Annotated in this window: 11 protein-coding genes; 10 read left to right on the forward strand and 1 reads right to left on the reverse strand. The window is 50.2% G+C overall.

Going from position 1 to position 14086, the window contains the following annotated elements; all coding sequences use genetic code 11:
- The first annotated feature begins 217 nt into the window (after positions 1–217).
- From nirK to HMPREF3022_RS02950, 4 genes are all read left to right on the forward strand, one after another.
- Positions 218–1387 carry a copper-containing nitrite reductase gene (gene nirK, locus HMPREF3022_RS02935; RefSeq protein ID WP_070765114.1) on the forward strand — a complete coding sequence of 390 codons (1170 nt, stop codon included), beginning with the start codon at positions 218–220 and terminating at the stop codon, positions 1385–1387.
- Between the two features lie 173 nt (positions 1388–1560).
- A complete protein-coding gene (locus HMPREF3022_RS02940) occupies positions 1561–2316 on the forward strand; it encodes a formylglycine-generating enzyme family protein (RefSeq protein WP_003745813.1) in 756 nt (251 codons plus the stop codon).
- A 209-nt stretch (positions 2317–2525) separates the two neighbouring features.
- Complete coding sequence (gene rpsO, locus HMPREF3022_RS02945; RefSeq protein ID WP_036491726.1) at positions 2526–2795, forward strand: 30S ribosomal protein S15; 270 nt, start codon at positions 2526–2528, stop codon at positions 2793–2795.
- Between the two features lie 176 nt (positions 2796–2971).
- On the forward strand, positions 2972–5065 hold the full coding sequence (locus HMPREF3022_RS02950; RefSeq protein WP_070765115.1) for an AsmA family protein: 2094 nt from the start codon (positions 2972–2974) through the stop codon (positions 5063–5065).
- A gap of 267 nt (positions 5066–5332) precedes the next feature.
- On the opposite strand, the gene ubiD is transcribed toward HMPREF3022_RS02950, so the two are convergent.
- The gene (ubiD, locus tag HMPREF3022_RS02960; RefSeq protein WP_049331578.1) at positions 5333–6811 is read right to left on the reverse strand and encodes a 4-hydroxy-3-polyprenylbenzoate decarboxylase; all 1479 of its coding nucleotides are present in this window, start codon (positions 6809–6811) and stop codon (positions 5333–5335) included.
- 249 nt (positions 6812–7060) lie between these two features.
- Between ubiD and HMPREF3022_RS02965 the strand changes: the two genes are divergently transcribed.
- From HMPREF3022_RS02965 to pta, 6 genes are all read left to right on the forward strand, one after another.
- The gene (locus HMPREF3022_RS02965; RefSeq protein WP_049331579.1) at positions 7061–7723 is read left to right on the forward strand and encodes a DedA family protein; all 663 of its coding nucleotides are present in this window, start codon (positions 7061–7063) and stop codon (positions 7721–7723) included.
- A 66-nt stretch (positions 7724–7789) separates the two neighbouring features.
- Positions 7790–8773: an asparaginase gene (locus HMPREF3022_RS02970; protein WP_049331580.1), complete on the forward strand. Its 984-nt coding sequence runs from the start codon at positions 7790–7792 to the stop codon at positions 8771–8773.
- A 12-nt stretch (positions 8774–8785) separates the two neighbouring features.
- Positions 8786–9553 carry a TatD family hydrolase gene (locus HMPREF3022_RS02975; RefSeq protein ID WP_070765116.1) on the forward strand — a complete coding sequence of 256 codons (768 nt, stop codon included), beginning with the start codon at positions 8786–8788 and terminating at the stop codon, positions 9551–9553.
- Positions 9554–9840: 287 nt separating this feature from the next.
- Positions 9841–11109 carry an Nramp family divalent metal transporter gene (locus tag HMPREF3022_RS02980; RefSeq protein ID WP_049331585.1) on the forward strand — a complete coding sequence of 423 codons (1269 nt, stop codon included), beginning with the start codon at positions 9841–9843 and terminating at the stop codon, positions 11107–11109.
- A gap of 156 nt (positions 11110–11265) precedes the next feature.
- Positions 11266–12342, forward strand: a complete 1077-nt coding sequence (gene prfA / locus HMPREF3022_RS02985; protein WP_049331587.1) for a peptide chain release factor 1 — start codon at positions 11266–11268, stop codon at positions 12340–12342.
- Positions 12343–12503: 161 nt separating this feature from the next.
- Positions 12504–14006 carry a phosphate acetyltransferase gene (gene pta / locus HMPREF3022_RS02990; protein ID WP_049331589.1) on the forward strand — a complete coding sequence of 501 codons (1503 nt, stop codon included), beginning with the start codon at positions 12504–12506 and terminating at the stop codon, positions 14004–14006.
- Positions 14007–14086 lie beyond the last annotated feature (80 nt).

The raw sequence follows: 14086 nt of genomic DNA on the forward strand, positions 1-14086 counted from the left end.
TGTGTTAAGCCCACACTAACATTTTCACACAAAAATAAACTTTTCGGTTTAGTTTTTTATACTACTAAAGGAGTATTTAAGGATTAAAAGATTCATATTCATTGAACAATTTGATTTATGTCAAAATACACCCAAACAAGCGCCTACATAATCATACAAAATTTCAAACCATCCTATCAGGATACTTAACTTTTCTTACAATAAGGAAACTTTAAACATGAAACGCCAAACCTTAGCTGCACTTATCGCTTCTGTATTTGCACTGGCCGCATGCGGCGAACAAGCTGCTAAACCAGCTGAAACTCCGGCTGCCACCGCTTCTGCCGAAGCTCCTGCTGCTGCTTCTGACTCACAAGCTGCTGCCGAGACTCCTTCTTCAGAATTGCCTGTAGTCGATGCCATCATGACTCACGCTCCGGAAGTTCCACCTGCAATCGATCGCGATCATCCGGCTAAAGTACGCGTTAAAATGGAAACCGTCGAAAAAACCATGACTATGGAAGACGGTGTTGAATACCACTACTGGACATTCAACGGCGACGTTCCGGGCCAAATGATTCGTGTACGCGAAGGCGATACCGTAGAAGTAGAATTCTCTAACAATCCTTCTTCTACTGTTCCTCACAACGTTGACTTCCACGCTGCTACCGGTCAAGGCGGTGGTGCAGAAGCTTCTTTCACTGCCCCAGGCCACACTTCTACTTTCAGCTTTAAAGCTCTGCAAGCCGGTTTGTACATTTACCACTGTGCCGTTGCTCCTGTAGGTATGCACATCGCCAACGGTATGTACGGTTTGATCTTGGTTGAACCTAAAGAAGGCCTGCCTAAAGTAGATAAAGAGTTCTACATCGTACAAGGCGACTTCTATACTAAAGGTAAAAAAGGCGCTCAAGGCCTGCAACCTTTCGATATGGACAAAGCCATTGCCGAACAACCTGAATACGTTGTATTCAACGGTCACGTAGGCTCTATCGCCGGTGACAACGCCCTGAAAGCCAAAGCTGGTGAAACTGTTCGTATGTACGTTGGTAACGGTGGTCCTAACTTGGTATCTTCTTTCCACGTTATCGGCGAAATCTTCGACAAAGTATATGTTGAAGGTGGTAAACTGATTAACGAAAACGTACAAAGCACTGTGATTCCTGCCGGTGGCGCCGCCATGATCGAATTCAAAGTCGATATTCCAGGCAGCTACACTATAGTTGACCACTCTATCTTCCGTGCGTTCAACAAAGGTGCTTTGGGTCAATTGAAAGTTGAGGGTAACGAAAACCCTGAAATCATGACCAAAAAACTGAGCGACACCGCTTACCAACCTGCCGGTGCTGCCGCTTCTGCCCCAGCCGCTGCGTCTGCCGCACCTGCTGCTTCTGAAGCCGCTAAATAATCCCTCGGTTTAATACGCCAAGCCACTGCTACTCTTCTCTTAGAGTCGCAGTGGCTTCCATCACAATTAATCTTCCTATTCAATCAGACAGATTAATTTTTCAGACGGCCTTGTTATGATTAGGCTATCTTAAAAATAAATTTTCTGTTTTCAAACGATAATAAGGGCGTACCATGAAACTCATACGACTCCTCCTCTTAGGCAGTGCCTTAATCTGCGGCAATACATTTGCAGCCGAAATGGTAAAAATCGAAGGAGGCAGCTATCGCCCTCTCTATCTCAAAAAAGAGACTTCCCTTATTAAAGTCAAGCCCTTCCAACTTGACAAATACCCTGTAACCAATGCCGAATTTGCCGAATTTTTGAAAACACATCCACAATGGCAAAAAGACAAAATCAGCTCTAAACAAGCTGAAAAAGCTTACCTGAAACATTGGGTAAAAAACGGCAGCAACAGTTATGCGCCTAAAGCCAGCGAACTCAAACATCCGGTAACCAATGTTTCATGGTTTGCCGCCAATGCCTACTGCGTTTCCAAAGGCAAACGCCTGCCGACTATTGACGAGTGGGAATTTGCAGGCTTGGCTTCTGCCACTCAAAAAGACGGCTCTGCCGAACCCGGCTACAACCGCACCATCTTGGATTGGTATGCAGACGGCGGCCGCAACGGCCTGCACGACATCGGTAAAAACAAACCCAACTACTGGGGCGTATACGATATGCACGGCCTAATTTGGGAATGGACTGAAGACTTTAACAGCAGCCAACTCTCAGCCGGCTCGTCCAACACCCAAATGTTCTGTAGCGGCGCATCCGTAGGCTCAAGCGACCCATCCAACTATGCGGCTTTCTTGCGCTACGGCATCCGTACCAGCCTGCAATCCAAATATGTTTTAAATAACTTAGGCTTCCGCTGCGCAAGCAAATAAAGTTTAGTTTTATCACCAAAGCAGCTTTGGCGGTACTGGAAGGTATCGCCGCTTTTTTTGGCCGTCTGAAAAGATGTGGCACACAAAGACAAATTGTGGCATAATCCGCCCGTCTTTATAAAAAGACACTTAGGAGTTTGCTTAGGTCGCTTGGCTTGGCAAACTTGTCCGAACCTGAAAAGGTTCTTTTATTTTCGGAGTTATCCATCATGGCATTGACCGTAGAACAAAAAGCACAAATTGTTAAAGATTTCCAACGCAAAGAAGGCGATACCGGTTCTTCTGAAGTACAAGTCGCTCTGTTGACTTTCCGCATCAACGACCTGACTCCTCACTTCAAAGCCAACCCTAAAGACCACCACAGCCGTCGCGGCCTGTTGAAAATGGTTAGCCAACGTCGTCGCCTGCTGTCTTACCTGCGCCGTACTCAGCCTGATACTTACCGTTCACTGATTACCCGTCTGGGTCTGCGTAAATAATTTATGCTTAAAATCAACACCGCCTTTGGGCGGTGTTTTTATTCACATACCCATGCCGTCTGAAACATAGGCCCACTCTGTGTTATACTTCCACACGCTTAAGCAGCAAGGCTTAAACTCCCAATCACTCCTTAAAGCTCCCATCAAAGCGAGAATCTGAATTGTCTGTTCATTCCATGTTGCACTCAGGAAAATTTTGGCTGAAAACCCTGGTTTTCGGCATTACCGCGCTTTTATGCCTCGCGGCGGTATTGAGTGCCTTAATGTTCCGCATATTCAACACAGAAAACATCGACGCATTCATACAAAAAAACTTTTCCGCCCATGGCTGCCAAATCAAATACAACGCCACTATCGGCAGAAAATGGCTGCCACGCCCCACGCTAATTTTAAAAGACCTCAGCCTTTCCTCTTCCGAACCTGACACGCCGACGTTGAACATCGCCGAATCCAAAATGGGCTTTGGCTGGAGCAGCCTATGGTCGGATGCCCCCATTCTTGAAAAATGGATTCTTTTAAACCCGACACTGACACTGGACTCAAAACACCATCTGCCCGCCTGCCTGCAACAAGACCCATCGTCAAAAGAAAGTTTTCAGCTCAACCGCATCATCATCAATAACGGCAGCATCCGTTATCACACTAAAGAGCAAAATATTGCCTTAAACAACCTGCAATTTTCCCTGCAACAAGCCGATTCAGACGGCCGTCCCTTCGACATCAGCGGCACACTGCAAAACATCGGCAATCCTATCAGTTGGCAGGGTTCAGGCTATCTGATACCCAACAATGCCGGTTGGAGTGTTCCCGCCCTTAAGCTGAACCTGCAAACCGTATTACTCAAAAACAAGCTGGATGCCCAAATCGCAGGCAGCCTTAATTGGCAAAACCAAACCGCCCTACTCCGCGACTTCAATCTACAAGCCGAAAGCGGCTACCAAAACTTACATATCAACGCACGTTCGCCCCTCTTGCAGTTTAAAAACGGCTATTTGCACCTCAACACACTCAACGGCGCATTGACCGCCGGCAGTGAAAACAACCAATGGGACGGTTCATTCAAACTAGACAAAACCAACCTCTACGCAACCGTTTTGACCGCCGCCAATTTTGAACTCAAAGGCAGCCATAAAAACGACCGTCTCCAAACCAACTTTACCTTTTCCAGCCCTTTGGTTTGGCAAAAAGGCAAAGGCATCGATGCACCAAAACTACACCTTAGCACCCTGCAAGACACCATCAACCGCCTTCCCCGCCCCCGATTCATCAGTACCCTTGAAGGACAGGCCAATTTCAGCCTCAATACATGGGAAGGCCGTCTGAAAGGCGCATTTGACAGACAAGCCCTTGCCTTGGCCTTTAAATACCAACGCGATGCCCAACCTCGTCCGCACCTTGACGCTGGTATCGCCTTACAAAAACTCAATCTGACCTCTTACTTGGAAGATCTGAAAACCCAGCCATCACTGAACCTTCCTTCCCTGCTGGCTAAATCATGGTTGCCCGACATTGAGGCCAACCTCCAAATCGGCAGCATTCAAACTGCCGGCCTGCAATTAGAAAACGTCGAATCCCTACTCACCGCCGATAAAGAACATATCGCCCTGCACCGTTTCAAAGCCGGGCTTTATGGCGGCAAAACCGAGGGCGGCCTGAGTATTGCGGCGACCCAACCTGCTTCCTACCACCTTCAGCAAAACGCAAAAGGCATACAAATTCAGCCGCTGTTGCAAGACCTGTTCGGTTTCCATAGCTTTAGCGGCAGTGGCGACGCCGTTATCGACATTAAAACCACCGGCAATGACCGCGCCCAAATGATACAAGCCCTAAACGGCAGCCTGCTCCTCGATATTACCAACGGCGCATGGCACGGTATCGATATGGACAGCATTCTGAAAAACGGCATCTCTTCGGAAAAAATCGACAACAGCAACCTTAAAACCCCTTTCCATCATTTCATCCTCAATAGTGAAATCGAGAAAGGCATCAGCCATCATATCAATACCGAACTGTTTTCCGACAGTCTGCACGTTGTCAGCAGCGGCTATACCGATTTGAATACCCAAAAGCTGTCCGAGAATCTGCTTATCAGCAACGTACTGCAACCCAAAAACAAACCGATCCCCCTCAAAATCGGCGGTACCGTACAAAACCCTTCCATTACCCTTGATTACAGCCGCTTGACCAATGGCATGAACACACCGGCAGAAAAACAAAAAGCCCTGCAAGAAACCATACAAGAACAATGGAAGTGGCTCAAACCGCGCTAGGTTTTCAAATCAAAGGCCGTCTGAAACCCAAAAAGTTTCAGACGGCCTTTTATCAGATACATTGTCAAAATAAGATGTTTACTTAGTAATGACCATATAAATAATTAGTGCAACAATAATGGCAAACCATATAGTCAACATTATCAAGCCTTTTTTGGAGAGTTTTCTTTTTCTCCAATCGAGCCTCAATATTTCTATCGTACCCTCCAACATAGACCTAATTATTTCCATCAATATTTGAAGTAGAAATTCCAATAAATCCGACATCTACAAACCCAAACGCTCCCAAATCTCATCGATTTTGGCCGTAACGGCAGGGTCTTTTTTGATCACACGCCCCCATTCGCGGTCGGTTTCACCCGGCCATTTGTTGGTCGCATCCAAACCCATTTTGCCGCCGAGTCCACTGACAGGGCTGGCGAAGTCGAGATAATCTATGGGCGTGTTTTCTACCAAAACAGTGTCACGTACAGGGTCCATGCGCGTGGTGACCGCCCAGATAACTTCTTTCCAGTCGCGCACGTCCACATCGTCATCGACTACGATGATGAATTTGGTGTACATAAACTGGCGCAGGAACGACCAGCAGCCCATCATCACGCGCTTGGCGTGTCCGGCATACTGTTTTTTCATGCTGACCACCGCCATGCGGTAGGAGCAGCCTTCGGGCGGCAAGTAGAAATCGGTGATTTCGGGGAACTGCTTTTGCAAAAGCGGTACGAACACTTCGTTCAACGCCACGCCCAAAACGGCGGGTTCATCGGGCGGTTTGCCCGTGTAGGTAGAGTGGTAAATCGGGTTTTCGCGCATGGTGATGCGCTCGACCGTAAACACAGGGAAATGGTCCTGCTCATTGTAATAGCCGGTGTGGTCGCCGTATGGGCCTTCCAACGCGGTTTCATTTGGATGAATCACACCTTCCAACACGATTTCAGCGCGTGCAGGCACTTGCAAATCGTTGCCGATACATTTCACCAGTTCCGTCCGCAAACCGCGCAGCAGTCCGGCAAACTGGTATTCGCTCAAGGTATCGGGAACGGGCGTTACTGCGCCCAAAATGGTAGCGGGGTCGCAGCCGAGCACGACGGCGACGGGATACGGCGTATCGGGATTGAGTTTGCGAAATTCCTGATAATCCAACGCGCCGCCGCGATGCGATAACCAGCGCATAATCAGCTTGTTTTTGCCGATTAATTGCTGGCGGTAAATGCCGAGATTTTGGCGTTTTTTGTTTGGTCCGCGCGTGACGGTCAAGCCCCACGTTACCAGCGGCGCAACGTCTTCCGGCCAGCAATGCTGAATCGGAAGTTTATACAAATCAACGTCTTCACCTTCCCACACGATTTCCTGACACGGCGCATTTTTCACCACGTTCGGCGCCATGCTCCAAATGTCTTTCAACAACGGCAGTTTGGAAAACGCGTCTTTGATGCCTTTGGGCGGTTCGGGTTCTTTCAAATACGCCAGGGTCTGCCCGATTTCGCGCAGCTTGGATACGCTGTCCGCACCCATGCCCAGCGCCACACGTTCGGGCGTGCCGAACAGATTCGCCAACACGGGATAATCATAACGCGTACCATCAGGCTTAATCGGGTTTTCAAACAACAACGCCGGCCCTTCGGCACGCAGCACGCGGTCGGCAATTTCGGTCATTTCCAAATGCGGCGACACCGGATGCTGAATGCGCTTGAGTTTGCCATCAGCTTCCAATCCGGCGATAAATTCTCGCAAATCTCTGTATTTCATGATTTCATTTTCCTGAACAGGCCGTCTGAAAACAGACTGCCATTTCGGGTTTGAAAGATAAACCAGCGGCTATTGTACCTGCCAAATCTGTTCAAATCCCAACTTTCCACGTCCGAATTTTGAGATTTTTTGCAAACTACCGTCAAATTTAAACAATATCTGCTTGTGATTGCTTTCAGACGGCCTTATCTTTGGTAAAATTCCAACTCAATCCAGTCATCAATCAATATCTATCGTGGGACAGCGGCCATGTTTGCTATTTTAGAATCTTTTTTCGTTGAATATGGCTATGCGGCCGTGTTTTTCGTTTTGGTTATTTGCGGCTTCGGCGTGCCGATTCCTGAAGATTTGACACTGGTAACCGGCGGCGTGATTTCCGGCCTGGGTTATACCAACCCTCATTTTATGTTTCTTGTCGGTATGCTCGGCGTATTGGCAGGCGATGGCTTTATGTTTGCAGCCGGCCGGATTTGGGGGCAAAAAATCCTTAAATTCAAACCGATTGCACGCGTGATGACGCCCAAACGCTACGCCCAAGTACAGGAAAAATTCGACAAATACGGCAACTGGGTTTTATTCGTCGCCCGTTTCCTGCCCGGCCTGCGTACCGCTGTTTTCGTGACCGCCGGTATCAGCCGCAAGGTTTCCTACCTGCGCTTTATCCTGATGGACGGCTTGGCCGCGCTGATTTCTGTTCCGGTTTGGATTTATCTGGGCGAATACGGCGCACGCAATACCGACTGGCTGATGAAAAAAATGCACAGCCTGCAATCCGGTATCTTTACCGTACTGGGCATCGGCGCAGTCATTGTCGGCTGGATTTGGTGGAGAAAACACCGCCGCCATACCTTCTTCCGTGAAAAACTGCATGAAAAACGTGCTGCAAAAGCCAAAAAACAAGCCAATCAATAAACCATTCCAGGCCGTCTGAAACACTTCCCCGCTTTCAGACGGCCTCAATCATTCATCAGAAACACCATGAAACAAAAAATCTTCGTCCTCTACACCGGTGGCACCATCGGCATGACCCAAAGCAGCGCCGGCCTACGTCCCGACACCGCCCTCGTCAATAAAGCCCTTGCCCCCTTTTCAGACGGCCTTGATTTCAAATGGCACGTTTGCCAGCCGCTCATCGATTCTTCCGCGGTAACGCTGCAAAACCAACGCAACTGGCTGGAGCTTATTATTGCCAAACTGCCTGACTATGACGGCATTTTGGTGCTACACGGTACGGATACCATGGCATACACTGCCAACCTCTTCGCCCTTTCGCTGCAAGGCTTAGACAAACCCGTTATCCTGACCGGATCGCAATGGCCTTACGATGCCGCCAACAGCGATGCGCCGCGCAACCTTGCCACCGCCGTTTCCGCCTTCTCGCTCAAGCTCAAACAAGTGGCCATTGCCTTTGACGGCAAACTCTTCTCCGCCGTCGGCAGCAGCAAGGTCAGCACCGAGACCTCCGCAGGTTTTGACAACCTGCATTTTGGCGCACTCGCCGAATGGGAGGAAAACAAAGGTTGGCACAATATCCATATTGCCCCGACCCAACATTCAGACAGCCTCAATCCGCGTCTTCCAAATCCCGAAGCCAAAGTTTCCGTCCGCACGCTGATTCCCGGTTATGCCGCGCAAGAACTTTCAGACGGCCTGCCCCATCTTTCCACCCAAGCCCTAATCCTGCAAAGCTACGGCCACGGCAATGCGCCGAGCAACGATGCGTTTGTCCGAGCCGTCCAAGCCTTTACGCAACAAGACAAGTTGCTGCTCAACATCAGCCAAGTGCCGCAAGGTTGCGCCGCCGCCGTCTATGCCCAAGGCGATGCTTTGCGTCAGGCAGGTATCATCAACGGCGGCAAATGCAATCTCGAAACTGCCACTGCGCTGATGACCCTCGCCGTATCTCATGACTGGAATGCAGATAAGGTGCAACAAGAATTGCGACAATTAAATCTGCTGTAACCGCCATTAAATATGACTTTCACCGACACCCACTGCCATCTTGCCGACCCCAAACTTGCCGATACGCTGCCTGCCGTGCTTACCGAAGCGCAAGCCGCCGGCGTGGTACGTTTTATCGTACCGGCTACATCTCCCAATGATTGGCAGGCAGTTGCGCAGTTGGAAAGGCCGTCTGAAAACATCCATATCGCTTTGGGCATTCATCCGTGGTTTTCAGATGGCCTCAACGAGGCGGCATTCCAAGAATTAGAGTCCGAATTAATCCGGCATCCGCAAGCATGGGTTGGCGAAATCGGCTTGGATTTTTATGGCAAAGAGCAAACCCAAGCGCAACGCGACACGCAAACCGACGTCTTTATCCGCCAACTCATCCTTGCCCAAAACCTCAACCGCCGCGTCATCATCCATAATCTGAAAGCCACCGCCGCCATTGCCGCCGCCGTCAAAACCGTCGGTTTCACACGAGGCGGTATCGTTCACGCCTTCTCCGGCAGCGTAGAAGAAGCGCGAATTTTGGTAAAACTCGGCTTCAAAATCGGCATAGGCTCGCTGCTACTCAATCCCAATGCCAAAAAAGTCCGTGCCGCCTTACAAGCCTTAGATGACACGGATTTCGTTCTCGAAACCGACAGCCCTTTTATGCTCGGCCAAGAAACCAACACACCAGCCAACATCCGCCGTATCGCCAAAATTGCCGCCGAACTGCGCGGCGTACCGCTGGCGCAACTGGCTGAAATAACCGAGCAAAACGTGGATTCCCTGCTCCATACTTTCCCTTGATATGCCGACCTCAAGGCATCAAAAAGCCTTGCCCGGCCATTTCGTTTCCAAACCGACACACTCTGCCCTCCCTACCCCATATTCATGAATAAAAAGCGATACAAGGCCGTCTGAAAAAATGTTTTTGGCACAAAATATCGTTCACTCCGTCATCTCGGCTTTTTAACACCGTATTTTCCCTTTGATTGATAAAAAGTATTACGCATATTATTGGGCAAACTTTTTATTTACGTTAAAATATGCTTTTTTTTGATAATAAGGCCGTCTGAAACAGGCGGAAAATACTTATGGCAGAACAATATACACACTCCTCTACTTGGAAAAGCAAAATCAATGCTCTCGGCCCGGGTATCATGATGGCTTCGGCGGCAGTCGGCGGCTCGCACCTGATTGCCTCCACGCAGGCAGGCGCACTTTACGGCTGGCAGCTTGCGCTGATTATCATTCTGACCAACCTATTCAAATACCCGTTTTTCCGCTTCAGCGCACATTACACGCTGGATACGGGCAAAAGCCTGATTGAGGGCTATGCCGAAAAAAGCCGTGTTTATTTGTGGGTATTTTTGATTTTATGTATTGCATCGGCAACGATTAATGCCGGTGCAGTCGCCATCGTTACCGCCGCCATCGTCAAAATGGCGATCCCGTCGCTGACTTTCGATGCCGGCATGGTGTCCGTCATGATTATGGTTTCCTGCCTGCTGATTTTGGCAAGCGGCCGCTATAAAGCATTGGACAACGTTTCCAAAATCATCATCGTCAGCCTGACCATCGCCACCGTCGCCGCAGCAGCCGTGGCCATGTCTCGCGGCATGCAGATGAAACCCGACTTTATCGAGCCTACCCCATGGACACTGGCAGGCTTGGGCTTCCTCATCGCGCTGATGGGCTGGATGCCTGCACCGATTGAAATTTCCGCCATCAACTCTTTGTGGGTAACCGAAAAACAACGCATCAACCCTTCCAGCTACCGCGACGGTATTTTCGACTTCAATGTCGGTTACATTACCAGCGCGATTTTGGCGGTCGTTTTCCTCGCCTTGGGTGCATATGTACAATACGGCAACGGCGAGGAAGTGCAAATGGCGGGCGGCAAATATGTTGGCCAGCTGATTAATATGTACGCCGTGACCATCGGCGACTGGTCTCGTCCGCTGGTGGCATTTATCGCCTTCGCCTGCATGTACGGCACCACCATTACCGTAGTGGACGGCTACGCCCGCGCGATTGCCGAACCGGTACGCCTGCTGCGCGGCAAAGACAAAACCGGCAATGCCGAATTGTTTGCTTGGAACGTCTGGGTCGCAGGCTCAGGCTTGGCCGTAATTTTCTGGTTCAACAGCGCAATGGCCGAGTTGCTCAAATTCGCCATGATTACTGCCTTCGTTGCCGCCCCTGTGTTCGCTTGGCTGAACTACCGCCTCGTCAAAGGCGACAAACGCCACAAACTGACCATGGGCATGAACTTCCTCGCCATTATCGGTTTGATTTATTTGACCGGCTTTACCGTTTTATTCCTACTGAACCAAACAGGCATCTTGGCTGCGCCTAAATAAGCCCATATAAAAAAAGGCCGTCTGAAACTTAAAAACAGGTTTCAGACGGCCTTTCTAATCAATCATATCTTTTTGAATTTTCATTCGAACCCATTATAATGACTCCTTATTTCGCCGTTGCAGACCACTCGACGGCATCCGTATTTTGGAAAATTTATGAAGCCGTCTATCTTAGAAAAACTACAACAACTCAGCGACCGACTGGAAGAAGTCACGCATTTGCTCGGTCAGCCTGAAGCCACGTCCGATATGGACAATTACCGCAAACTCACACGCGAACACGCCGAACTGACCCCCGTCGTCGAAGTCTTCCAAAACTTTCAGCTGGCGCAAAGCGACTTGGCGGATGCCGAAGAAATGCTGTCCGACCCCGAAATGAAAGACTTTGCCGCCGAAGAAATCGAGGCGGCAAAAGCCAAAATCGACGAACTCGATACCGAATTGCAAAAACTGCTGCTGCCAAAAGATGCCGACGACGATAAAAATATCTTTATCGAGGTGCGTGCCGGTACCGGCGGCGACGAAGCCGCGCTGTTTGCAGGCGATTTGCTGCGTATGTACAGCCGCTACGCCGAGCGCAACCGCTGGCAGGTTGAAATCGTTTCCGCCAACGAAAGCGAATTGGGCGGCTATAAAGAAGTCATTGCCCGCATTATCGGACTCGGGGCGTACAGCCGTCTGAAATTTGAATCCGGCGGCCACCGCGTGCAACGCGTCCCCGCGACCGAAAGCCAAGGCCGTATCCATACTTCCGCCTGTACCGTCGCCGTCATGCCCGAAGCGGACGAACTCGAAGACATCGAGTTGAACCCCGCCGACCTGCGCATCGACACCTTCCGCGCATCCGGTGCCGGCGGTCAGCACATCAACAAAACTGACTCCGCCGTCCGCATTACCCACTTACCGACAGGCATGGTAGTCGAATGCCAAGACGGCCGCAGCCAACACGCCAACAAAGCGCAGGCGATGAAAGTCCTCGCCGCCCGCTTAAACGACGCGCAAAAACGCGAAGCCCAAGCCAAAGAAGCCGCCGAACGCAAATCCCTGATCGGCAGCGGCGACCGCAGCGAACGCATCCGCACCTACAACTATCCCCAAGGCCGCGTGACCGACCACCGCATCAACCTTACCCTGCACAAACTGGATTTTGTGATGGACGGCGACTTGGAAGAAATCACCAATGCCCTGATTGCCGAGCATCAAGCCGAGCTTTTGGCAGCAATGGGGGATTGATGAATTTAGCCCATTGCGTTTATACTTTTCAGACGGCCTGATGACATATGTCAATATGACCGTGAATATATTAAAGAAACTTCAATCCTGAAGTGTTAAAATGCAGCACCAGCTGCGTCACAGCAACACCCTTCTACAATTAACGAAAGAGAGGACACAAAATGGCAAAAATCCTGATCGCACCGGTATCTACCGGCCTGAGCGCCGATGCAGCGGCAAAAGCATTTGCAGCGGCATTGAATGCACAAGTTTTCCAAGCCGTTGACTCCACTACAGAAGCCCTGTTGGCTCAAGGCAAGAGCGACGACTGGTTTGACGCGCTTGTCGGTAAAGTTGCAGCATTGAACGCAGATAACCTCGTTATCGAAGGCATCACTCCTGATGCGGACAAATTGTTCTTGGCGGGCAAAAACGTCGAATTAGCGTTGTCTTTAGACGCAGGCGTTGTATTGGTGCTGAAATCCGACAACACCGATGCAGCCGCCGTTGCCCAACAATTAAACCTCACCAAACAGCTCTACACCAACTCCCCTGGCTTATTGGAAGGCTTTATCATTGACGGCGCAGCCGCTGCTTTAGGCGCACAAGTTGCCGAGCAAACCGGCCTGACTTTCTTCGGCTCCAGCGACAAACTGCAAGACGTATCCGCTTTGGCCAAACGCGAAGCTAAACGCCTGTCTCCAGCCCAATTCCGTTACAACCTGATCGATTTCGCACGCAAAGCCGATATGCGCATCGTTCTGCCTGAAGGCGCAGAACCACGCACCGTCGCCGCCGCCGCTATCTGTCACGAAAAAGGCATCGCCCGTTGCGTACTGTTGGCGACCCGCGAAGAAGTTGAGGCCGTTGCTAAAGAACGCGGCATTTCCCTGCCTGATTCTTTGGAAATCATTGATCCTGCTACTTTGGTTGAACAATACGTTGAGCCGATGTGCGAATTGCGTAAATCCAAAGGCCTGACTCCTGAAGATGCACGCAAACAGCTGCAAGACACCGTCGTACTGGGCACCATGATGATGGCTCAAAACGACGTAGACGGTTTGGTTTCCGGTGCAGTCCACACTACTGCCAACACCATCCGTCCTGCCCTGCAACTGATTAAAACCGCTCCGGGTGCAAGCCTCGTATCCAGCGTATTCTTCATGTTGCTGCCTAACCAAGTTTTGGCTTTCGGCGACTGCGCGGTTAACCCGAACCCAACGCCTGAACAACTGGCCGACATCGCCATCCAATCTGCCGACAGCGCCAAAGCCTTCGGTATCGATCCAAAAGTAGCCATGATTTCCTACTCCACCATCAACTCAGGCAGCGGCCCTGATGTCGATGCAGTAATCGAAGCAACCAAACTGGCTAATGAAAAACGCCCTGATTTGGCCATCGAAGGTCCGTTGCAATACGATGCGGCTACCGTTCCATCTATCGGTCAATCCAAAGCTCCGGGCAGCGCTGTTGCCGGTCAAGCAACCGTTTTGGTTTTCCCAGACCTCAACACCGGCAACTGTACTTACAAAGCCGTACAACGCAGCGCCAACGTCCTGAGCGTAGGTCCGTTGCTGCAAGGTTTGCGCAAACCGGTTAACGACTTGTCCCGCGGCGCATTGATTGAAGACATCGTCTTCACCATCGCCCTGACTGCCGTTCAAGCCAAACAAATGCAAGGCTGATTGACAAGCTGATGCTTTGAAATCAAAGGCCGTCTGAAACCGATGTTTCAGACGGCCTTTCGTATCTTTGCGTCAACTAT

Source organism: Neisseria sp. HMSC065C04, from assembly GCF_001815375.1.
Lineage (GTDB): Bacteria > Pseudomonadota > Gammaproteobacteria > Burkholderiales > Neisseriaceae > Neisseria > Neisseria flavescens_D.